Genomic DNA, 22,089 nt, shown 5'->3' with positions numbered 1-22,089 from the left:
CAGAATATCACCTTGTAGCAAAAACAATTTATCAAAGGTTTTATACCATATCACTTTAAAATCCACATAACCAATTTAGCAGTTTAGGTCAATCATCCCCTTAAAAATCAAATAAACGATAAAAAAATCTTGCCAATTTTTTTACTTTTTCTCTAAAAAGCTTTTTTCATAATATGATTCGTCTGCCAAAACAGCCTTCACCAATTGCGCATTAATTCTATGCCCACTACAATAAGAACGAAATAATCCAATAAAAGGTGCCCCAAGCAAAGCAGCATCACCAATCGCATCAAGCATCTTGTGCCGAACACATTCATTCTCCCAATAAGGACCATCGGGATTTAAAATTTTATCATTAAGGTCGATAACAAGAGAATTTTCCAAAGAAGCGCCTCTCGCCTTTCCAGAAAGCCTTAATTCTTCCACGTCTTTGATAAAACCAAAAGTGCGCGCACGTGACAAATCATCCCTAAACCCTCGAGTGGTAAGATCAAAACTGAAATGTTGCTTACCAATAGCAGAAGAAGGAAAAGAGATCGTTATATCAAAACGACGTCCATCGAATGGCAAAAGCTCTGCAACACCATGAGCTCCTTCAACCCGCACCGGCTTTTTTATAATGAAATAAGAACGCAACGCATTTTGCTTTACAATACCAACATCTTCAAAAGCTTGGCAATATAGCCACGCTGAACCATCCAAAATAGGAATCTCATTATGTGATACTTCAATAACAAGATTATCCAAATTATAAGCAGCAATTGCCGCCATCAAATGTTCAATTGTTTCAACCCTTACATCTCCATCTCCAAGTACTGTTGATAATTCAGTTTTTCCTGTTTGCGATGCATGGGCTTGAAATACTTTCTCTGTTCCGTCTAATCCACAACGCTTAAAAACAATACCACACCCAACATCCGCTGGACAAACCTTTACCACTGATAAACAGCCACTATGAACGCCAATCCCCTTAAATGTTACTGCTTTTTTAAGAGTAGACTGATATTTTGGTACTAAATTCATCATATCATTTTATTAAATTGCTTGTACATCTTTTAACAAAATTTATAAAACTATAAAAAATATTCATAGTAAATAATAAAAAAAAACCGCTTATTGTAAGCGGTCTTTTTAAAACAAAGTATTTTATCCAAAAAACAGTAATATATTTTACTGTATAATTTTTGACTGAGCATTAAAGAAATAATAAAATTTCTTACTTTACCTCATTTTTCATCAATTAATTTGCCTGACGACGTAAAAATGCTGGTATTTCCAACTGATCTTCTTCACTTATAAAAGTACGCTGATCTTGTGGTACCTGAGGATGCAGCTCACCAGAACGACGTGGAACATAAACAGAAGCATCTTGAGAAAGCGTCTGAGAATTTTTATTGTAAACATGAGAATCTTTCTGCTGAGACGATCTAACAGCAGGCTCCAGCCTCGCTTCTGGCTCAGCTTCTTCACGATGTGTCAAGCTCTGTTTCAAACGCTGCCAAAGATTACGAGGACCTTGATCAGTCACAAATGTTCTTTGACTTTGTCCATGAGCAACAGGTGGAAAATCCTTTAACTCAGGCATACGCATTGGAGCGCGCGCTTGCATTTGTTGCATTTGTTTTGGTTGCACTGGCTTTTCTTTTTGCTTCACAAGCCCTGTCATCTCATCAAGAACATGCGCTGTTGCCTCCATACTCACAGGAGCCGTCATCGCCTGTTGAGAACCACGGCTTACTTGCATACGAGGCACATTGGATCTCTGTTCCTGAACAGCATTTGAACCATACGCAACAGCATTCGTGGCACTTCGTGTCGTCATTGCTTCTGCAGGTTGTGCAAAAATTTGACTTTTGGGACGGAACTGTTCTCCGGTTGATTTACCCTTCTCTATTTCAAGTGATTCGATCACTTCTACCATTGACTCAGAACGCAGAGGCGATGATTGAACATGAAAAGAACTGTGTGACGTTCCAGGATCGCTCTTGCGTATTGAAGAAGCAGGCCTTTGAATCTGAGGATGAGAGGACTGAACCACATCACTAACTTCACGATCAATACCGGTGGCAACCACAGAAACACGAATAACACCTTCCAATGACTCATCATCAATAGCGCCAAAGATCACATTCGCATCAGCATCTACTTCTTCACGAATACGATTAGCAGCTTCATCAACCTCAAAGAGAGTCATATCACGACCACCCGTAATAGAAATCAATAAACCACGCGCCCCACGCATAGAGGTATCATCCAACAATGGATTTGCAATAGCAGCTTCAGCCGCAGCCAAAGCACGCCCATCACCAGATGCCTCACCCGTTCCCATCATGGCTCGACCCATTTCGTGCATAACAGAACGAACATCAGCAAAATCAAGGTTAATCAAACCCTCTTTAATCATCAAATCCGTAATGGAAGCAACACCAGAATAAAGCACTTGGTCAGCCATAGCAAAAGCATCAGCAAACGTTGTCTTATCATTTGCAATACGGAAAAGATTTTGATTGGGAATAACAATCAATGTATCGACAGACTTTTGTAATTCTTCAATACCTGCCTCTGCCGTTTTCATACGACGTGCGCCTTCAAACTGAAACGGCTTTGTCACAACACCAACAGTCAAAATACCTTTTTCACGCGCTGCGCGAGCAACAACGGGAGCAGCCCCTGTTCCAGTTCCTCCTCCCATACCAGCAGTAATGAAAACCATATGAGAGTCTGCAAGATGATCAATAATTTCATCAATACATTCCTCCGCCGCCGCTTGTCCAACTTCAGGCAAAGCCCCAGCACCCAAACCTTCTGTCACAGCTGCCCCAAGTTGGATAACACGTTCAGCCTTTGACATAGCCAAAGCCTGTGCATCCGTATTTGCAACAACAAAGTCAACTCCCTGAAGACCAGCATTTATCATATTATTCACGGCATTCCCGCCACCACCTCCAACACCAAAAACGGTAATGCGTGGCTTCAATTCCGCGATATCTGGCCGATGCAGATTAATCGTCATTTTCTTTTCCTTCTCATAAGACACCGCAAGCCAAAGCGATGAAATTTATCCAACTAGACTTAACTAAAAACTCTCACGCAACCACTGACCAACACGCTGAAAATATCCACGCGTGCCCATCGATAAATGATTTCCTGCCGCCTGCATTGTTTTTTCTTCAAAACCCACCAATTGCGGATAAATTAACAACCCAACAGCAGATGTAAACGCCGCCCCTTTTGCAAGAGAAGGAAGCCTCGAAATACCTAAAGGCCGCCCGATACGAACATTTCTTCCTAATATAGTACGTGCCATTTCTGGCAATCCTGTTAACTGGCTTGCTCCCCCAGTCAAAATAACACGTTTACCAATGATGTGACCAAAACCAGAACGATTTAAACAATCACGGACCATTTCTAAAATTTCTTCAACACGCGCACGAATGATACGCCCAAGAACCGCGCGAGGATATTGAGTTCCACGCTGTTCACTCCCAATTTCTGCTACATTAATCATTTGCCGCTCATCAGCACTTGTTAAAAGTGCTGAACCATAAACAACTTTTAAACGTTCCGCCTCTGTTAAAGACATAGAAAATCCGCGCGCAACATCAAGAGTGACATGATGCCCCCCAACAGCAAAAGCATCTGCATGAATAAATTTCCCCTCAAAAAACACTGAAAATGTTGTTGTTCCACCACCAAAATCAATACATGCAGCCCCTAAACGCGCCTCATCATTCATCAAGACAGCAAGACCACTTGCAAAGGGAGTAGCAACCATTGCTTCAACACTCAAATGTGCACGATTAATACAAGTTTCCAAATTACGCAAAGAGGCTGTTTCTGCTGTTACCACATGCACGTCGACACCAAATGTTTCCCCTGCCATGCCAATAGGATCAAAAATTCCTTTATCTCCATCCAATACATACGAAACTGGAACTGAGTGCATAACATGACGTTCAGCATCAAAGGCTTTACGCGAAACATCTGAAAAGGCCATACGCATATCACGCTTGGTGACTTCACGACCATTCAAATGAACCTTTCCATTAATCAAAGCACTTTGTAATCGACTTGAGGAAAAATTCACAATCACTGAATCCACCACCAAACCCGCCATTTTTTCTGCCGCATCAACAGCCAATCTTATTGATTGTTCTGCTGCAAACATATCCATGACAACACCAGATTTAATACCACGTGAACGCTGCACTCCAAAGCCTAGAATTTCCGTAGAATGTGTACGACCATGTAAATAGTGCGCATGCTTCAAAGGACGCAAACAAGCAATAAGACAAACAATCTTACTTGAACCGACATCAAGTACCGTTAAAAAACGTGTTTTACGCCCCTTCAAATGATGTGATCTGAGTAGCATCATAGGCTTCCTGCCTTTCGCGCTTTTAAAATACGTTCTTCTTCTGCTACAGTAGCATGATAACGCTCCAACGTTTCATCTGATAAAGAAACAGTAATTCGATCAGCAAGACGTAAATCAACACTGAGAATATCGCGAGATAAAAGATCTTGCATTATACCGGACGAAAAAAGAGAAGAAAGCCTTTCAAGAGCACCATTTTCAGGCAACATAACGCGCATTCCATTATTCAAAACAAGATCCCAACGTCTATCACCTACCCGCACAAAAGCACGAATACGATCATATACTTCCGGATAGACTGACAGCGCTTGAATAAACACTTTAGCAGCATTTTGTGCACCCTGCCCAACCACAAGAGGTAAATCCCGAACAATTTCTCCTTTAAAAGGCACAATGACACGACCTGTATTATCAACAATATCCATTATGCCATCATGTTGCCAAATGGCATAGGGTTCACGCTCCACGATGGAAATGCGCATTCTATTGGGATAAATTTTCTGAACATTAGCCGATTGCACCCAAGCCTGTTTTTCCAACAGAGAACGCGCTCTTTCAACATCAAAAGTGAATATAGAAGGCGCAACATCAAGTTTTAAAATTTTAAAAATATCCTGCTTTGCCAAGCGCTTATTACCGCTTATATCGACATGAGTGACCACAAAACTACTATCCAATATGATCGTATTTACGATCACAGCCATCTGACCACTTGATGAAAGTCCATAAAAAGCCGTAACAAAGAAAAACCACACAACAGCAAAAGAGCCGAAATGGCGTGGAATATGAATATTGACAAAAACAAACTCAAACATAAACCGAAGAAAACGACGATAAAGACGTGGCAAAGCCGGCACTGAAAGCACCTTCATCGGAACATTTGTTTTATTAACATTCAACGCATACATGATGCGTCCTCCACCATCCATTGAACAATATCGCCGTAAGTACGGCCGCTCGCTTTTGCAATATCAGGAAGAAGAGACGTCGAGGTCATACCTGGTTGCGTATTAATTTCAAGCCAAACCAATTCTCCCGTTTTTTCATCAAAACGAAAATCAGAACGGCTAACACCTCGACACCCTATCGCCTGATGGGCTGCTAAAGACATTCTTTGCACACTTTGGTAAATATTTAGTGAAAGTTGTGCAGGACAAATGTGAAGAGAACCACCCGTTTTATATTTTGAGTCATAATCGTAGAATGGAAAGTGTTTATCGGGAAGAATTTCACACACATCCAGCACTTCATTCCCCAAAACAGCACAAGTCAATTCACGACCAGGAATATATTTTTCAATCATCACCTCATCGGCATACCCCCACTCAGCTCCCCCAATATTATGCGGCGGTGCAGCTTCATTTCCTTGAACAATGACAACACCAAAACTTGATCCTTCACACACAGGTTTAATTACATAAGGAGGCTCCATGGGATGCGTTCGGCCCAAAGCAAAGCGGCTCATGATACGAGAAGGAGCAACACAAACCCCAACATTTGCAACGATAATTTTTGCACGTCCCTTATCCATTGCCAAAGCAGATGCCATCACGCCAGAATGAGTATAAGGAATTTTTAAATATTCAAGAATCCCCTGAATCCGACCATCTTCACCAAATGGACCATGCAATGCATTGAAGGCAATATCGGGCTGCAACTGTTCAAGAACAGAAGCAATATGAGCATCAACATCCACGCGGCTCACGCGATACCCCTGCACCTCTAAAACATCAGCACACGCCGCCCCTGAAGATAAACTTATAGACCGTTCAGAAGAAAAACCTCCCATTAACACAGCTATATGTTTATCTTTCATAATAAATCACCCTCTTTCGCATACTATATGTAGCCTATATAGAATACATCAGCACTACATACAGGAAAAACAAAGTTTATCCTTGCGAATCAATAACCTAGCATTTTGCATAATGAATCAGACTCAAAAGCCTGATGCAAGAGATTCTTTGTTAATTTATTGATTCTTAATAGAAATTTTTTATTATCTCTTTGAAATGACTCAATTTTTTATTTTCACTTTTTAGTGAACAATAAATCAATGAAATGGATCAAAAGGAGAAACACTTCGACCACGCTCAAATTGACCAATACGCTCTATTTCCCATTGTAAAAGGTGGGCTGAATTTGCAAAAACACGCGCACGCACTGTTTCTCCCAATGCTTCAAGATCATATCCTGTTGCTTGCCCTGTATTAATCATAAAATTACAGTGCATTTCACTCATTTGAGCGCCACCAATCTGTAAACCACGACACCCTGCTTCATCAATCACGCGCCACGCGGATGTATTCTCAGGATTTTTGAAAGTTGATCCCCCTGTTTTTTCGCGAATAGGTTGCACTGTTTCTCTGTGGAGGGCAACTTCATCCATAGCAGCACGAATATCATCTTTATTGCCGAGTTTTCCTTCTAATAAAGCAGCCGTAAAAATAAAATCTTTAGGAATATCACAATGGCGATAGGAATAATGCATATCTTTCACACTCAAGATATGACGTTGCCCTTTACGATCCAGCGCATAGACCTCGACAACACGCGCTGCGGTTTCAACACCATTCGCACCCGCATTCATTTTGAGAGCTCCCCCAAGACCTCCAGGAATACCATGATAAAAATGAAAACCTGCAATCTCAGCTTCTAAAGCGGCAGCAGCTAAATGTTTATCCGCCGTACCAGCACCAACTAAAAAGCCTTTTGGAGAAACTTGTTTCACTTGCCCAAATTTTTTTGGCGAAAGACGAATCACAACACCAGGAACCCCCCCATCACGCACCAGAAGATTAGAACCAATACCGACAATTGTTACAGGAACAAATTCAGGCAAATTTTGAAGAAAGAGAGCCAAATCTTCTTCATCAACAGGCTGATAAAAAAGCTCTGCCAACCCGCCCGTGCGAAACCACGTTACCTTACGCATCTCAACATTAGGTGTAAGCTTTCCTCTCACGCCACCCAACAGTGGTTGCAATTGCGCCAATAGCGCCTCACCATCAATGTGCTGAAAATTTATCATGACCATCCAATACCGCTAACTGATGAGGCAACGCACAAGCCCATTGTGTGATATTGCCAGCACCAAGAAAAACAACATAATCCTCTGCCTGAGCAAATTTTGAGACAAGAGACACAACATCTTCCAAACCATGTATCAAGCGCACATCACGATGACCCGCCATTTTAATATGCTCTACCAATTCTTGAGAACCAAATCCTACAATAGGCTCTTCACCAGCCGCATAAACGGGCGTAATCAACACTGTATCTGCATCATTAAAACAAGCAGCAAAATCATCAAATAAATGATACAAACGCGAATACCGATGGGGTTGTGCAATCGCAATAACACGCCCTTTTGCACTCTCACGTGCAGCACGCAAAACTGCCTTTATTTCAACAGGATGATGTCCATAATCATCAAATATTTCAATGCCACGCCAACTTCCTGTTCGCGTAAAACGCCGTTTTACTCCGCCAAATTCTGCTAAGCCCCTTTTTATAGCTTCATTTGAAATACCAAGTTCATGTGCAATAGCAATCGCCGCCGTTGCATTGGCAACATTATGCTGCCCTGCCATGGGCAAAAGCAAATTTTTCAACTCAATCTTTCTTCCTGTTTTGCGTGAGCGAACAAGAACATCAAAATGCGTTTTTTGACCATCCATCGAAAGATTAAGAAAACGAACATCCGCTTGTGGATTTGCACCATAAGTGATCACCCAACGATCATCAATACGGCCCGCCAATGACTGAACCTCTGGATGATCAAGACACAAAACAGCAAAACCATAAAAAGGAACATTTTCTATGAATTGCCGAAAAGCCTCACGCACAGCATCAAAACTTCCATAATGATCCAAATGCTCAGCGTCAATATTAGTAATAACAGCAATATCAGCAGGCAGCTTTAAAAATGTACCATCACTTTCATCAGCTTCAACAATCATCCAATCGCCATCTCCTGTACGAGAATTCGTACCATAAGCATTAATAATACCGCCATTAATCACCACTGGATCAAAATGACCAGCATCAAGAAGGGCTGCGACCATTGATGTGGTTGTTGTTTTACCATGTGTACCACCCACCGCAATTGCACGCCGAAACCGCATCAGCTCCGCCAGCATTTCTGCACGTCTGACAAGCGGCAAATGTCTTTCCTTTGCAGCAATATACTCAGGATTTGTTTTTTTAACGGCAGTAGAAAAAACAACAACCTCTGCATTCCCTAAGTTTTCAGCACAATGACCTATATGAACGTTAATTCCTTTTTTCCGCAAACGTTCAACATTTGCACTTTCAACTTGATCTGACCCTTGAACTTTATAGCCAAGATTATAAAAAACCTCCGCAATTCCACTCATACCGATCCCCCCGATTCCGATAAAATGGATAACGCCTATATCAAGTGGCATTTTCATTAAAAAGCTCCTCTTTTATATCTGACAACAATCGCCCTGCAATTAAGGATTCAGCCATATCAGCAAGGCGACGGGTTGCATGAGGTTGTCCAACTTTTTTTGCAGCAAGCGCTTGTTTTTCCAATAAATGGGGCGCACAACAAGCGTGCATTAAAAGAGAAGAAAGCTTTTGTGCATTTAAATCTTTTTCTGATATAATTTGCGCTCCCCCCACACGAGCAAGCAAAGCTGCATTGGCAGCCTGATCATGATCTAAAGCATGGGGATAGGGAACAAGCAGAGCAGGTCTACCAATCACCGCTATCTCACAAACGGACGAAGCCCCAGCGCGCGACAAAATAAAATGAGCATGTGCCATACGTTCAGCCATATCATCAAAGAAAGGAGCAACTTCTGCTTGTACCCCCATATCACGATAGATTTTGATCAACCTTCCTGCTTCACCGCGGACTTGCTGTACAATTCGTAAACGTTTACGGTTCTTATCATCAAATAAAGCAATAGCTTCTGGAACAATATGTGAAAAAGCAGAAGCCCCTTGGCTACCTCCAAAAATCAAAAAATTAAATGGCTTTTCTCCCTCTGAAGAATGATAAGGAATTTTGGCCGCCTTCAACACAGCCTCACGGACAGGATTCCCCGTCAAAAGTATTTTATGAGCATAAGCGCCATTTGGTGACAACAAACCACCAGCGATTGCACGCACAAAAATTGCCAACATCCGATTGGCACGCCCCATAACAGCATTTTGTTCATGAATAAATGTCACACGCCTCGTTAAAGCCGCAATAAAAAGAGGAGGAAAGCTCGGATACCCCCCAAATCCTCCAACAAGAACAGGACGTAATTTATAAAACAACGCCAACGATTGCCCCATACCCCTTAGCAAAGACCAAAACGTCTTTATCAGAGCAAAAGGATGGCGTCGTGTAAATGTTGCCGATGAAACGATATGAATATGCTCTTCATCAAAACACCGAACAAAAGAGCGTGCTCTTTCATCTGTTATTAAATGAACATCATATCCACGCTGCCTTAATTCAACAGAAAGGGCTTCAGCAGGAAAAAGATGTCCACCTGTACCACCAGCCACCAAAATAATAACTTTTTTATCATTCATAAGGGGTATCCAAGACAGAAGAGGAAGAAAAAGCTGAAAGGCGCGCTTCTGGCCAACGACGTGTTAAACTAAGCAAAATGCCCATTGAAAACGCAATCGCCACCATCGAAGAACCACCATAAGAAATAAAAGGCAATGTCATACCTTTTGGAGGAATTAAGTGAAGATTAACGGCCATATTAATAGCTGATTGAAAGCCAATCATCATTGCTATGCCAGTAATACCAAGACGTATAAAGGAATCACGTGTATTCATGGCTATATACAATGAACGCATAACGATAAAGCCAAACAGCATCATAATTAATAAACAAAGAATAATACCATATTCTTCAGCAGCAACGGAAAATACAAAATCTGTATGGCTATCAGGAATGATACGTTTTACTGTGCCCTCCCCAGGACCTTGCCCAAACCAACCACCATTCAAAATAGCCTCACGTCCCACATCCACTTGAAAAGTATCTCCTTCACCTGTCAAAAAACCATTGATCCGCTCGCGCACATGATGCAGAAAAAAATAAGCTAAAATAATTCCTACAACGCCTAAAATGAGAAAGAGAAAAATAATAGTAAGAGGGACACCAGCAATAAAAAACAGCCCCCCCCATGTTGCACTTATTAAAACTGTTTGTCCAATATCAGGCTGCAAAACCAGAAGCACACAACAAATGGCATAAAGTAGAATCGCTAACGTATAACCCAGAATGCCCCTCTTGCGTATCTGTTCCGAAAAAAGCCAAGCGGACATAACCACAAAAGCTGGCTTCATAAACTCTGACGCCTGTACAGAAAAACCAAATAGTAGAATCCACCTCCGTGCTCCCTTTAATTCTGGACCCCAAAATAAGGTTGCAACCATAAGAGCAAGCGTTACAATGAGCAAAAGAGCACATAAACGACGAATATTAGAAAGCGAAAAAAAGGAAATGGTAACCATCGTAAAAAATGCTGAAATGCTAAAAATGATATGCCACCGAACAAAATAAAAACTATCAGCAATTCCGATTTTTTTTGCAATAATAGGGCTGGCAGCAAAAGACAGCATAATGCCAATTCCCATTAAAATTAAACAAGCTGCAAAGATAGAGCGATCAATCGTCCACCACCAATTAGCAATTGGATCTCTATCTGCACGCGTCACCATGGTATCCACCTTATCCATTTTATAAATTATCTCAAAGTGATATGGTTCCCCAGCCTGTTTAACAAACACTTTAAAAACTAAATTACACAAAAAAAGATTCTGGAGTCTTAACGCAAAAATATTTTTTTATAACTGATGCTTTTTTATTGTAACTGCATCACAAAAGAGACAAATGCTTCGCCTCGCATTTCATAATTTTTAAATTGGTCATAACTTGCACAAGCAGGTGACAAAAGAACCGTCACCTCTTTTGCCTGAAAATCCATTGCGTCAACAGCTGCTTCACACACCGCATTTTTCAAAGTTAAGCTCATAGAAAAGGGAAAAGCAGATCCAATAGTGCGAGCAAATTCTTCCGCCGCGCTCCCAATTAAATAGGCTTTACGAATTTTAGGAAAAAATTCTCTAAGAGACTCTATTCCTCCCTTTTTTGCCTGTCCCCCAACAATCCAAAAAATATCATTAAAGGTGGAAAGCGCAGGAGCTGTTGCATCTGCATTAGTAGCCTTGCTGTCATTGATAAACAAAACCGCCCCCATTTTACGCACCTGCTGCATACGATGATCCAACCCTTTATAACTTGCCAAATGCTTGTTCACAGAAGGATCAGTTATTTTTAAAGCCTGCAATGTTGCTAATGCCATAAGGGCATTTTGCGCATTATGACTCCCACGTAACACCGCCATAGGAGCAAGATCTGCAAGCATATGACGCTGTCCTTGACGAACAGAAAAGAGCTTGGTCCCATCTGCATAAAAACCATTTTCAACAAAATGATCCTTGGAAACTGCCTCAATTTGCTTCCCATCATGAAGTAACTGTTGATATAAAACCCGACAAGCTGCATCATCAACTGAAATGAAAGCCTGAGAAGCCTGAGCAATCAGATGCCTTTTGGTTTGCACATAACAGGCAAAACTCCCATGTCGATCAATATGATCAGGTGTTAAATTCAATAAAAGTCCAATGGTCGGCTGAAGAGAGGGAGTAAGATCAATTTGAAATGATGAACATTCAATCACATAGATACGTTTTTTAACAAACGGTTTAAGGGTCAATATTGCCTTTCCGATATTTCCCCCCACCTGCACATCATAGCCCATTTTTTCCAACAAATGCGCAAGTAAAGCCGTTGTGGTTGACTTGCCATTCGTCCCCGTAATCGCAATGAAAGGAACATCTTGGTCACACAAACCATAAAGCTGTAAAAAATCATGGCGCGCACGAACAAATAATTCAATATCACCGATAATTTCTATATTTTTTTTTCGTGCTTTTTCAACAACCCAATGGGGTTGAGGATAATTTACAGGAACTCCAGGAGCTACAATCAATGCAACAAATTCTGACCAATCTTCATAACGGAGATCTCGTGTTGGAATATTGTGCTGAAAAGCCATTTGCACGCTTGAAGGACTATCATCCCACGCCACCACTTCTGCGCCACCGCACATCAATGCTTGTGCCGCCGCCAATCCCGACGTCCCTAATCCAAAGAGAGCAACTTTTTGACCTTTATAACACGCAACAGAAATCAAAATCTCACCGCAATTTAAGTGTTGAAAGACCTATGAGAGCGAGAACAATCGAAATAATCCAAAAGCGTATCACGACTTGGCTTTCAGTCCAGCCTTTTTTCTCAAAATGATGATGTATTGGTGCCATAAGAAACACGCGTTTTCTTGTTAATTTGAAATAACCAACCTGAATAACGACCGAAAAAGCTTCCACAACAAAAAGCCCACCAATAAGAACCAAAACAATTTCGTGTTTCGTAGCAACCGCAACAGTCCCTAAGAGTCCTCCAAGAGCCAATGAACCAGTATCTCCCATAAAAATAGCTGCAGGTGGTGCATTAAACCATAAAAAACCAAGCCCTGCCCCAACAACAGCTCCCAATAAAACAGCCAATTCACCTGTTCCCGATACATAATGGATTTGGAGATAATCAGCAAAATTCATATTACCAGAAAGATAAGCAATCAGAGCAAAAGATAAAGCTGCAACCATCACAGGAACAATAGCAAGCCCATCGAGTCCATCCGTTAAATTAACCGCATTACCCGTCGCAACAATGACGAAAGCAGAAAAAGGAATAAAAAACCAGCCCAAATTGATAAGATAATCTTTTAAAAAAGGCAAAGCTAATCCAGATGAGCCAACTTTCAAGATGGCAAAAGCCGCAATTGCCGCAACAAAAAACTCCAAGCTTAATCGTGCTTTCCCAGAAAATCCTTTGTCTGTTTGTTTTGTGACCTTAAGATAATCGTCATAAAATCCAATTCCCCCAAAAGAAAGCATAACCAATAGCGATACCCAAAAGTAAATATTCGATAAATTACCCCATAAAAATGCCGATACCACAATGCCGATTAAAATCATCAATCCACCCATTGTAGGTGTTCCAGCCTTTTTAAAATGTGTTTGAGGACCATCAGCACGTATCGGTTGCCCCTTACCCTGCCGCAATTTAAGAGAAGCAATGATGCTAGGTCCAAACAAAAAGACGATAAGCCCCGAAGTAAGCATAGCCGCTATCGTGCGAAAAGTAATATAACGAAATACATTCACACCTGGAAGCCAATCACTAAACGAAGAAAAAAATAGCATCATGGAATAAAAAAACCTCTTAAAACTATGAAGAAACCGCTTTATAGCGATCAAACAATGCAGTCACAATATTTGATGAACAAAGGCTATTGGATGATTTAACCATAAGCAGATCCCCAGAAGAAATTTCTGCTAAAAGAAGCGATAAAATTTTCTCAATATTTTCAGCATAATGAACCTTAACACCAGCAGACAAATCACTGACTAAATATTTCATCGCCTCACCAAATAGAAAAACCGGATTAGCACCAGAAAGACGTATTGGTTTTATTAAATCACGATGAAGCTTTTCACTATACTCCCCTAACTCTAGCATATCTCCTAAAATAGCAATTCGCCGCCCCCCTTTCCCTACAGGTCCTGTAGCAAGAAGCTCAAGTGCAGCACGCATAGAAGCAGGATTTGCATTATAGCTTTCATCAATGAGATAAAATTCACTCCCATTTGATAAAGACAGTCGATAACGAACACCTCGCCCCTTTTGAGAAGAAAAATGGCGAAAAGAAAGAAAAACAGGCTCTAGCTCAACCCCCATAGCATCACAAGCAGCAATAACCCCTAAACTATTTTGCACAATATGGCGCCCAGGAGCACCAATTTGGACCTCCCTATCCCGCCCCCTCATACGCACAATCATAGAAGAACTATCGGTTAGAAGACGTATATCATGCGCTTGATAATCAGCATCTTTAGTCTCACCAAAGCTTAAGATCTTTTTTACACCGCATTTCTTTGCTTTTTGAACGAGATAAGAAAAAAAATCACTATCCGCATTTAAAATGGCAATGCCTTCTTCATCCAATCCTTCAAAAATTTCAGCTTTTGCCTTTGCTATTTCTTCAAGATCCTTGAAAAAACCCATATGTCCTGCACAAATATGCGTAATGAGAGCAACATGCGGACAAACCAGTTTGACCAGAGGGCGAATTTCATCTCTGTGATTCATGCCAATTTCAAAGATACCATAATCACTCTCCACAGGCATCCGCGCTAAAGTGAGTGGAACCCCCCAGCAATTGTTTAAAGAAGCGAGATTCGCATGAACATTCCCAGCCGTTGCAAGTGCTTGTTTCAAAGCTTCTTTTGTCGTTGTTTTTCCCACTGATCCTGTTACCGCGATAATCTTAGCTCTTGAACGTTTGCGTGCAGCTTGTGCAAGTTGTTCTAAGGCGTGCAAAACATCAGGAACGACAATGAGTGGAGCCGATATCTTTTTCATATCCCTCAAACGGTGTTCCGCAACGATAAGAACGCCTGCACCTCGTTCATAAGCTTGCGCAGCAAAATCATGACCATCAAGATGATGCCCCTTAATGCAGAAAAAAACATCCCCTTCCGCAAGAGTACGGCTATCAATGGAAACCCCAGAAAAAGTTTCTGGCATGCTTCCCATTACAACACCATTAATTGCAGCAACAAGTGCTTGCTTATCCCATAAAGCTGTCATTTCTTTCGGTCCTCTAAAGCTTCTATCGCTTTCAGACGATCTGAAAAAGGATAAGTTGTCTGCCCTATAATTTGGCCATCCTCATGACCTTTTCCAGCAATGATGAGTGTATCACCAGCTTTCAAAAGCTCCACCGCGTAAGAAATAGCTTCACCACGATCTGCTATCTCTATTGCTGTTGGCACCGCCTGTAAAATATCTTTACGTATTTTTTCTGGCATTTCTGTTCGAGGATTATCATCCGTTACAATAACAATGTCCGCTTTATCCGCCACAATTTTTCCCATCAAAGGTCTTTTTCCTTGATCACGATCTCCTCCACAACCAAAAACAACGATCAAGCGCCCTTGCGTAAAGGGACGAACAGAAAGCAAAACCTGCTCCAAAGCTTCTGGTTTATGAGCATAATCAATATAAACAAGCGCATTATTTTCTGTCTTTCCCACAAACTCTAATCGCCCAGGTGCCCCCTGCAAAGTTTCAAGCGCAGGAAAAACCTTACGAGGTGAAACGCCCGTTGCAATGGCTAACCCCGCTGCCATAAGCGCATTGGCGACCTGAAAATCTCCAGCTAAAGGCAAATCAAATGTATAAATATTGTTTTCCACACGACACTCAATACACTGTTTTGAGCGTTGATGTTCGACACGATTAATCGTGATAAATTGCCCCTTACGACCAATTGTCAAGACACGGCGGCGCGCTTGTGTAACAACATCAATAACCTTTTGTGAATAAACATCATCAGCAAAAATCAAAGCAGGAGCAGATACAGGCAAAAGTGTATCAAACAACCTCATTTTAGCCCGCAAATAATCCTCTACCCCCGTGTGATAATCCATGTGATCTCGCCCTAAATTGGTAAAGGCACCAGCCGTTAAACGGACTCCATCAAGTCGTCCTTGGTCAAGCCCATGCGAAGAAGCTTCAAGAGCTGCATGAGTCACACCTTCATAAGAAATTTCATAAAGAAGACGGTGCAAGACGACCGGATCAGGTGTTGTGAGAGAACCATAAACATTCCGTTTAGGAGAAACAACACCAACAGTTCCTATACTCGCAGCACAAAATCCAGCATAAGTCCAAATTTGCCGAAGAAAAGAGACAACAGATGTTTTACCACTTGTACCAGTCACAGCAACGACTGTTTCAGGCTGAGAACCGTAAAAACGTGCAGCTGCCAACGCTAAACTATGACGAACATTAGAAACACGTAAAATGGGAACAGATAAATCCTCAAGAACAGCATGACAGTCTGTAACGATTGCTCGTGCGCCACGCTTTATTGCATCATCTATATAGCGTCTTCCATCACTTTTTTTCCCTTGAACAGCGACAAAAACATAGCCCGGCAAAACTTGCCGAGAATCCACACTTATTCCTGTTATTTCTATTGAAGAAAGACTTTCATCTTCAACACATTCTGTAAAAACTGTTCCCAACAACATGATAACGCACCTTTATATTCATTTTACCGTTGTTTAACGAAACTTGAATTGCTCTTTTTACTTAAAAGAGGCTCATATTCTTTTTTAAAATCGGGTTTTACACCAAGAAAACTAGCTGTGCGACGAACAATATTAGCAAGCATTGGTCCAGCATTCATTCCCGCTGTTGCTGAACGCTGTCCCTCCTCTGGCTTTGGTTCATCGATAATTGTTAAAACAACATAAGCAGGATCTTCAATAGGAAAAGCAGCAAGAAAACTATTGAAATTTTTTGTTTTAGAATATTTTCCATTTTCAACTTTTTCAGCTGTTCCTGTCTTACCACCTACACGATAGCCTTCTACTTTTGCATTACGTCCAGAACCAATATCACTATTTAATTGATAAAGGTAACGCATATTTTGACTTGTTTTAGCCTGCAAAACCCGTTTTGCATGGTGCAGAGTTTGTTCTTTTGTCCGTTTTAAAAATGTTGGAGCAATTAACCAACCACCATTCATTAAAGCAGCAGCCCCGACAGCTGTTTGCAAGGGGGTTGTTGCCATACCATGCCCAAAAGAAATCGTCATAGAATGTATATCCTTCCAATGATGTGGCACAATAGGGTGGGCAACTTCAGGCAACTCTGTCGTGAGACGATCCAGTAATCCAAGTTTTTGTAAAAAACCACGGTGTTTATCAATCCCTATCGCCAATGCCTCTTTAGCAGAACCAATATTAGAAGAATAAATAAAAACCTCCCATAACGTTAAGGGTCGATTTTTTCCATGAAAATCATGAATAGTATACCCACTACTTGCTTTTATTGGCTTTGAAGCATCAATAATACTGTTTAAATGAAAAATATCAGAATCAAGAGCCATGGCTGTCGTAAAACTTTTAATGATCGATCCCATTTCAAAAGCTCCTGCCGTCATCCGATTGAGACGATCACTTTTTAAAGCTTCAATAGGATTTCCAGGATCAAAATCTGGTAGTGATGCCAAAGCCAAAACTTCCCCCGTATGTATATTTAAAATAACAGCTCCTGCAGCAATTGCCCTATAACGCTTCATAGCCTGAATAAGTTCATCATGAACAATTGCCTGAACACGCACATCAATCGAAAGCTGAACTTGTTTTAATGATTCTTCCATGGCAAGACCAGCAGCGCGCAGAGCACTCAAACCCGCATCATCAATATATTTTTCCATACCTGCAATGCCTTGATTATCAACATTCACCATGCCGAGAATATGGGAAGTTACAGGTCCATCGGGATAAAAACGACGAATTTCAGTCCGAAAACCAATTCCTGGAATACCAAGGGCCATAATTTGTGTCTTCTGCATTGGCGTTAACCCACGCTGTATCCAAGAAAAACCAGTTTTTCTTTTTAAGCGCTTATAGGTTTCCTGCCAATTAAGATCAGGCAAAACTGTTGAGAGCAATTCAATTGTTTCATCCACATCAATAATACGTCGTGGCTCAGCAAAAAGTGAATAAGTTTTAATATCTGTTGCCAATAAACGACCATTACGATCAACGATATCAGGCCGTGCCATCAATTGAAGAACTCCAGGCCCTTTTGCTTCTTCAATCTGTCCACCTTCCAACCCATAAGAAATAAGGCAAGCCCCCATGATGCCATATAAAATTAAAAAGCAGAACAACGAAAAAAGCAAACGTGGACGACTAGAATAAGGACGACGAACAGAAACATTATGATTATTCAACGAATTCTTTAAGCGCTTTTTCTTCTGTGAGAATAAAAAAGTCGATTTCATTACTGCGCGCCTTTTTGGACAACACTATTGATCTGAGAAGCCCGATTATTTGTCAAAATATCTTGATTATCTTCCAAGATATTTTGTTTAATCACTTCTTCAATTTGATCATGTACCCGTACCGGAATGTCTTTAAACTCCACGATTTGACGCGGCTGTATAACCTCTAACCCAAGTTCTTTCTGATAACGTTTCGCAAGTTTTTGCATGCGTGAAGGCCTTATCATCACAGCCCACTCAGCATGAAGCAAACTTACCGTATTTTTTGCTGCAGCAATTTCATGCTCAAGATGAAGAACTTCGTTCATTCGCTTTTGAACATCATATTTTACCTTATAAGTAAGTCCTGCCATACAAATCATAATCAACACTAAAATCATATCAAATGTACGAAAAACTGTCATTTTTTGCTGCCTTCAAAACTGGCAATCTCTGCTAAACCAAATAATTTCATATCTGCTGCAAGAGCCTCTGCTTCAGTCCGTACACCAATACGCAACCTCGCAGAACGTGAACGAGGATTTTTCTGTAACTCCTCTTTAGTTGCCGTGATCCCACCTCGAAACAAAGGAAAAAATGTCGCTGGAGCAGCCTTTATTTCTGGCAGATAGCGTGATCTCATACATTCTCCAGAACGAGCCGAAAAAAATCTTTTGACCATACGATCTTCAAGAGAATGAAAACTGACAACCCCCAAACGGCCTCCAGCTTTTAAAACGCGTTCAGCAGCAAATAAACCACATGCCAATTCACCAATTTCATCATTAACATAGATACGAAGAGCCTGAAATACACGTGTTGCCGGATGAATACGATCTCCCAGCTTACGTCCTATCAACGTTTCGATAGCATACGCCAAATCACCTGTACGCAAAAAAGGCTGCACAACACGACGCTTTTCAATCATCCGTGCAATTCGCCCCGCATAACGCTCTTCCCCTAATATCTTAAAAATACGTGCCAAATCCCTTGCTTTTAAATGATTGATAACATCGCTGGCTGTAAAACCAGTCTGAGCCATTCGCATATCCAATGGACCATCTTTTTGAAAAGAAAAACCTCTTTCTGCTTCATCAAGCTGCATTGAAGAGACACCAATATCCAAAATAACTGCATCCACCTTCTCTTCAACGACACGATCAAGCTGTGAAAACGCCATATGGACCAAACGAAGGCGTGGAAAAAATTCTTCAACAAGCGATTGTCCTGCACTGATAGCATGAGGATCACGATCAAGAGCAATCACCTGTGCCCCTGCCTTTAACAAAGCGCGCGTATAACCACCAGCACCAAAGGTGCCATCAATCACTTTTGCTCCAACCAATGGCATAAGCCCAGCCAAAACTGGCTGTAACAACACTGGAATATGGCGTTCAGCTCTTTGATCCTGCTTTATCAAAATAATCCATCTTGAAGTTATGCCGTCTTAAATCAACAGCTCTCTCATGGCAACTGATCTTAGAATAACCTGGCCTTCAACTTTCACATTAATCACAATGAACGAAAAAACTAAAGTTATCCCAAAACAGATCCTAACGCATTATACTTAAAGAAATGTTATAATTTTTTAAAACACTCTTTGCTCAAGTGTCTATTTCAAACACATAGACTCCATAAAAGACCGTATATAATTGATCTTATAAAATATCGCGTATCATCATGAAATATCAGTCGGCCTATAAGCCGGGTTCTGTAGAGTAAAGCTTACACTTTACATGGCAACCATTCATCTGGGACGGATGTTACCATCCGCCTCGTGCAACCTACCCGAATGACTCGCCCGGAAATCGGCTGCAAATTAAATTTTGCACGTCATTTCTATTTGGTCTTGCTCCCGGTGGGGTTTACCTTGCCACATTCATTACTGAATGCGCGGTGGGCTCTTACTCCACCCTTTCACCCTTACCTATAAAAATAGGCGGTTTACTTTCTGTGGCACTTTCCCTAGGGTCACCCCCGCCGGGTGTTACCCGGCACCGTCTTTCCATGGAGCCCGGACTTTCCTCACCTGCCATATTTCAGTATCAGACAAGCGCGGCTGCCCAGCCGACTGACATACTAGTTTATAAAACATTTTCTGCTCCGTGAAAATAGCATCTTAAAATATTTTATGACAAACCTCTCTCAACAGATGTTTTTATTTTAATGAAGCCAGATAAGTCTTTACTTTTGCGCAATATTTCGCTGAAATGGAATTCATTTTTTTTGCAGCATGACCTGCGTTATATTTAAGGATTGTACCACACGTACTTCCACCACTGAGTTTATAGGCCCGTGCCAAATAACGCATACCATATTCAAGATTGGTCGCAGGATCGTACAAATCCTGTACAGAACCACTAAAACCCAATCCTCGTGCCGTAGAGGGTTTAATTTGCATCAAACCTATTTCACCAGCAGCCCCCTTTATACCTGCCTTATAATTACTTTCAACTTTTACAACAGCATGTGCTAAATTAACGGGAACATTATATTTATTCGCAAGTTTCTGAATAAGAAACTCATAAGGACGAGCAGAAATCTTAGAAGCAACAATCACTGAGGTTTCTCCTGATTCCGCAACATTTAAGACACTATGAGTCCAACTTATATCAAATACAAAAAATACAGCACATGCTGTATTTAACAAGATTTTCAAAAATTGCATTTTCTTTCTCTTCACTCAAACATTCTCAAATTCTAGCCGCAAGTAATTTGCAAATGTATTATACAAAAAAGAAAGCAAAAGAACGTCTTTAAAAAGGAAATAGTAAGACAATTTCAAGCTAAAATTATGAAATAAAAGAATATATCTTTATGCACAAGTCTCAGATTTCTCTATATCATAAAATAAAAAAATAAAAAGACTATAATTAATCTTATAGCGTATCAAATAAAATGATATAATCTATAACTTTCGGCTATCACTGTTGTATCAATCAATTTTTATATTAAAAAAATAGCATCTGAACTAGATGTAATATTTTTTACATAAGATTATTAATTTTTTTATTGAGATCAATCCCTCAAAGAAAGAGAGACAAGAGCATCTTTTTACCGAAGATGCTCGATATCAAAAAAGGTTCACAAAAAATATAAACCGTTATCAACGCTTCTCTCTGATTAATAAACACCCACTGCACTCTTTATGTCCGATAAAACCTCAAAAAATCACAAAACAAATCTCCCCATCATTGCGCATAAAAAATTCATAAATATATTAAAACCATCATACTCTTTACCAATTCAAAATATTGGAACAGACTTTTAGCTCTCAAGATGTCTCAAAGAAGCTTTTTAATTCCTTTTTAAAAGAGTTTTTATCCACACAAGCCTCTACTTGTGGTATACAAGAAACTGATTTTAATTTTTTCACCATGGATAAATTTAAAATGAGAGGATTTTACAATTCTTAAGATTCTCATTCAATATAAAATGATAAATTATCATTATAAAACAATATACTAAAAAAGTTATATCCGTTTTTATCCCTACAACAAAGCTTAAAAATTACTTGTGTCTATTTTTTTGAAAAATGTTAGAAAACTCAATACCCCCAAAGCCTTTTTAAATAAAAATAGACCTCTCATCTTCATTCAAATATTTTTTCTTTGTTACAGACTATCATCTTATCAGTCTTGCACCTCATTTTCAGAAATCATACAAGTGGATAAATATCCTAAAATCCGTAGAACAAAAAAAGCTTAAATCCTTTAAAAAATTTTATTTTCTCATATCAAATAAAAAAATAACCGGCA

17 protein-coding genes and 1 other RNA gene are annotated in these 22,089 nt (G+C 40.4%); all 18 read right to left on the bottom strand.

What is annotated here, in order from left to right; all coding sequences use genetic code 11:
* Positions 1 to 141 precede the first annotated feature (141 nt).
* Positions 142 to 1,026 carry a UDP-3-O-acyl-N-acetylglucosamine deacetylase gene (gene lpxC, locus ACFIQE_RS02955; RefSeq protein WP_375621363.1) on the bottom strand — a complete coding sequence of 295 codons (885 nt, stop codon included), beginning with the start codon at positions 1,024 to 1,026 and terminating at the stop codon, positions 142 to 144.
* Between the two features lie 214 nt (positions 1,027 to 1,240).
* On the bottom strand, positions 1,241 to 3,013 hold the full coding sequence (gene ftsZ, locus ACFIQE_RS02950) for a cell division protein FtsZ (RefSeq protein ID WP_375621364.1): 1,773 nt from the start codon (positions 3,011 to 3,013) through the stop codon (positions 1,241 to 1,243).
* A 63-nt stretch (positions 3,014 to 3,076) separates the two neighbouring features.
* The gene (gene ftsA, locus ACFIQE_RS02945) at positions 3,077 to 4,378 is read right to left on the bottom strand and encodes a cell division protein FtsA (RefSeq protein WP_375621365.1); all 1,302 of its coding nucleotides are present in this window, start codon (positions 4,376 to 4,378) and stop codon (positions 3,077 to 3,079) included.
* The gene (locus tag ACFIQE_RS02940) at positions 4,375 to 5,286 is read right to left on the bottom strand and encodes a cell division protein FtsQ/DivIB (RefSeq protein ID WP_375621366.1); all 912 of its coding nucleotides are present in this window, start codon (positions 5,284 to 5,286) and stop codon (positions 4,375 to 4,377) included. The genes ftsA and ACFIQE_RS02940 overlap by 4 nt, the downstream gene beginning before the upstream one ends.
* Positions 5,274 to 6,194: a D-alanine--D-alanine ligase gene (locus tag ACFIQE_RS02935; RefSeq protein ID WP_375611998.1), complete on the bottom strand. Its 921-nt coding sequence runs from the start codon at positions 6,192 to 6,194 to the stop codon at positions 5,274 to 5,276. The genes ACFIQE_RS02940 and ACFIQE_RS02935 overlap by 13 nt, the downstream gene beginning before the upstream one ends.
* 237 nt (positions 6,195 to 6,431) lie before the next feature.
* Positions 6,432 to 7,409, bottom strand: a complete 978-nt coding sequence (murB, locus tag ACFIQE_RS02930; RefSeq protein WP_375640841.1) for a UDP-N-acetylmuramate dehydrogenase — start codon at positions 7,407 to 7,409, stop codon at positions 6,432 to 6,434.
* Positions 7,387 to 8,814: a UDP-N-acetylmuramate--L-alanine ligase gene (gene murC, locus ACFIQE_RS02925; protein WP_375621368.1), complete on the bottom strand. Its 1,428-nt coding sequence runs from the start codon at positions 8,812 to 8,814 to the stop codon at positions 7,387 to 7,389. The genes murB and murC overlap by 23 nt, the downstream gene beginning before the upstream one ends.
* Positions 8,798 to 9,934: an undecaprenyldiphospho-muramoylpentapeptide beta-N-acetylglucosaminyltransferase gene (murG, locus tag ACFIQE_RS02920; RefSeq protein ID WP_375621369.1), complete on the bottom strand. Its 1,137-nt coding sequence runs from the start codon at positions 9,932 to 9,934 to the stop codon at positions 8,798 to 8,800. Before murG ends, murC begins: the two co-directional genes overlap by 17 nt.
* The gene (locus tag ACFIQE_RS02915; RefSeq protein ID WP_375621370.1) at positions 9,927 to 11,081 is read right to left on the bottom strand and encodes an FtsW/RodA/SpoVE family cell cycle protein; all 1,155 of its coding nucleotides are present in this window, start codon (positions 11,079 to 11,081) and stop codon (positions 9,927 to 9,929) included. Before ACFIQE_RS02915 ends, murG begins: the two co-directional genes overlap by 8 nt.
* Before the next feature lie 143 nt (positions 11,082 to 11,224).
* A complete protein-coding gene (gene murD / locus ACFIQE_RS02910; protein ID WP_375640839.1) occupies positions 11,225 to 12,619 on the bottom strand; it encodes a UDP-N-acetylmuramoyl-L-alanine--D-glutamate ligase in 1,395 nt (464 codons plus the stop codon).
* A gap of 4 nt (positions 12,620 to 12,623) precedes the next feature.
* Positions 12,624 to 13,694: a phospho-N-acetylmuramoyl-pentapeptide-transferase gene (gene mraY / locus ACFIQE_RS02905; protein WP_375640838.1), complete on the bottom strand. Its 1,071-nt coding sequence runs from the start codon at positions 13,692 to 13,694 to the stop codon at positions 12,624 to 12,626.
* 22 nt (positions 13,695 to 13,716) lie between these two features.
* Positions 13,717 to 15,138, bottom strand: a complete 1,422-nt coding sequence (gene murF / locus ACFIQE_RS02900) for a UDP-N-acetylmuramoyl-tripeptide--D-alanyl-D-alanine ligase (protein WP_375707250.1) — start codon at positions 15,136 to 15,138, stop codon at positions 13,717 to 13,719.
* Positions 15,135 to 16,586, bottom strand: a complete 1,452-nt coding sequence (locus tag ACFIQE_RS02895; protein WP_375707249.1) for a UDP-N-acetylmuramoyl-L-alanyl-D-glutamate--2,6-diaminopimelate ligase — start codon at positions 16,584 to 16,586, stop codon at positions 15,135 to 15,137. Before ACFIQE_RS02895 ends, murF begins: the two co-directional genes overlap by 4 nt.
* Before the next feature lie 23 nt (positions 16,587 to 16,609).
* On the bottom strand, positions 16,610 to 18,352 hold the full coding sequence (locus ACFIQE_RS02890; protein WP_375707248.1) for a peptidoglycan D,D-transpeptidase FtsI family protein: 1,743 nt from the start codon (positions 18,350 to 18,352) through the stop codon (positions 16,610 to 16,612).
* Complete coding sequence (locus ACFIQE_RS02885; protein WP_375611988.1) at positions 18,352 to 18,756, bottom strand: hypothetical protein; 405 nt, start codon at positions 18,754 to 18,756, stop codon at positions 18,352 to 18,354. The genes ACFIQE_RS02890 and ACFIQE_RS02885 overlap by 1 nt, the downstream gene beginning before the upstream one ends.
* The gene (rsmH, locus tag ACFIQE_RS02880; protein ID WP_375621372.1) at positions 18,753 to 19,751 is read right to left on the bottom strand and encodes a 16S rRNA (cytosine(1402)-N(4))-methyltransferase RsmH; all 999 of its coding nucleotides are present in this window, start codon (positions 19,749 to 19,751) and stop codon (positions 18,753 to 18,755) included. Before rsmH ends, ACFIQE_RS02885 begins: the two co-directional genes overlap by 4 nt.
* Before the next feature lie 264 nt (positions 19,752 to 20,015).
* Positions 20,016 to 20,406: RNase P RNA component class A (rnpB, locus tag ACFIQE_RS02875), an RNA gene on the bottom strand.
* Positions 20,407 to 20,489: 83 nt separating this feature from the next.
* A complete protein-coding gene (locus ACFIQE_RS02870) occupies positions 20,490 to 20,999 on the bottom strand; it encodes a lytic transglycosylase domain-containing protein (RefSeq protein ID WP_375613362.1) in 510 nt (169 codons plus the stop codon).
* Positions 21,000 to 22,089: the final 1,090 nt, after the last annotated feature.

The organism is Bartonella sp. AA1HLJMS, from assembly GCF_042197445.1.
GTDB lineage: Bacteria > Pseudomonadota > Alphaproteobacteria > Rhizobiales > Rhizobiaceae > Bartonella.
Note: the sequence above shows the minus strand (reverse complement) of the source record. Positions and strands in the feature narration are given on the sequence as shown.

Excerpts from the sequence above, each read along its gene's own strand:
- lpxC (WP_375621363.1), bottom strand. The coding sequence starts at position 1,026 with ATGATGAATTTAGTACCAAAATATCAGTCTACTCTTAAAAAAGCAGTA.
- ftsZ (WP_375621364.1), bottom strand. The coding sequence starts at position 3,013 with ATGACGATTAATCTGCATCGGCCAGATATCGCGGAATTGAAGCCACGC.
- ftsA (WP_375621365.1), bottom strand. The coding sequence starts at position 4,378 with ATGATGCTACTCAGATCACATCATTTGAAGGGGCGTAAAACACGTTTT.
- ACFIQE_RS02940 (WP_375621366.1), bottom strand. The coding sequence starts at position 5,286 with ATGTATGCGTTGAATGTTAATAAAACAAATGTTCCGATGAAGGTGCTT.
- ACFIQE_RS02935 (WP_375611998.1), bottom strand. The coding sequence starts at position 6,194 with ATGAAAGATAAACATATAGCTGTGTTAATGGGAGGTTTTTCTTCTGAA.
- murB (WP_375640841.1), bottom strand. The coding sequence starts at position 7,409 with ATGATAAATTTTCAGCACATTGATGGTGAGGCGCTATTGGCGCAATTG.
- murC (WP_375621368.1), bottom strand. The coding sequence starts at position 8,814 with ATGAAAATGCCACTTGATATAGGCGTTATCCATTTTATCGGAATCGGG.
- murG (WP_375621369.1), bottom strand. The coding sequence starts at position 9,934 with ATGAATGATAAAAAAGTTATTATTTTGGTGGCTGGTGGTACAGGTGGA.
- ACFIQE_RS02915 (WP_375621370.1), bottom strand. The coding sequence starts at position 11,081 with ATGGTGACGCGTGCAGATAGAGATCCAATTGCTAATTGGTGGTGGACG.
- mraY (WP_375640838.1), bottom strand. The coding sequence starts at position 13,694 with ATGATGCTATTTTTTTCTTCGTTTAGTGATTGGCTTCCAGGTGTGAAT.
- murF (WP_375707250.1), bottom strand. The coding sequence starts at position 15,138 with ATGACAGCTTTATGGGATAAGCAAGCACTTGTTGCTGCAATTAATGGT.
- ACFIQE_RS02895 (WP_375707249.1), bottom strand. The coding sequence starts at position 16,586 with ATGTTGTTGGGAACAGTTTTTACAGAATGTGTTGAAGATGAAAGTCTT.
- ACFIQE_RS02890 (WP_375707248.1), bottom strand. The coding sequence starts at position 18,352 with ATGAAATCGACTTTTTTATTCTCACAGAAGAAAAAGCGCTTAAAGAAT.
- ACFIQE_RS02885 (WP_375611988.1), bottom strand. The coding sequence starts at position 18,756 with ATGACAGTTTTTCGTACATTTGATATGATTTTAGTGTTGATTATGATT.
- ACFIQE_RS02870 (WP_375613362.1), bottom strand. The coding sequence starts at position 20,999 with ATGCAATTTTTGAAAATCTTGTTAAATACAGCATGTGCTGTATTTTTT.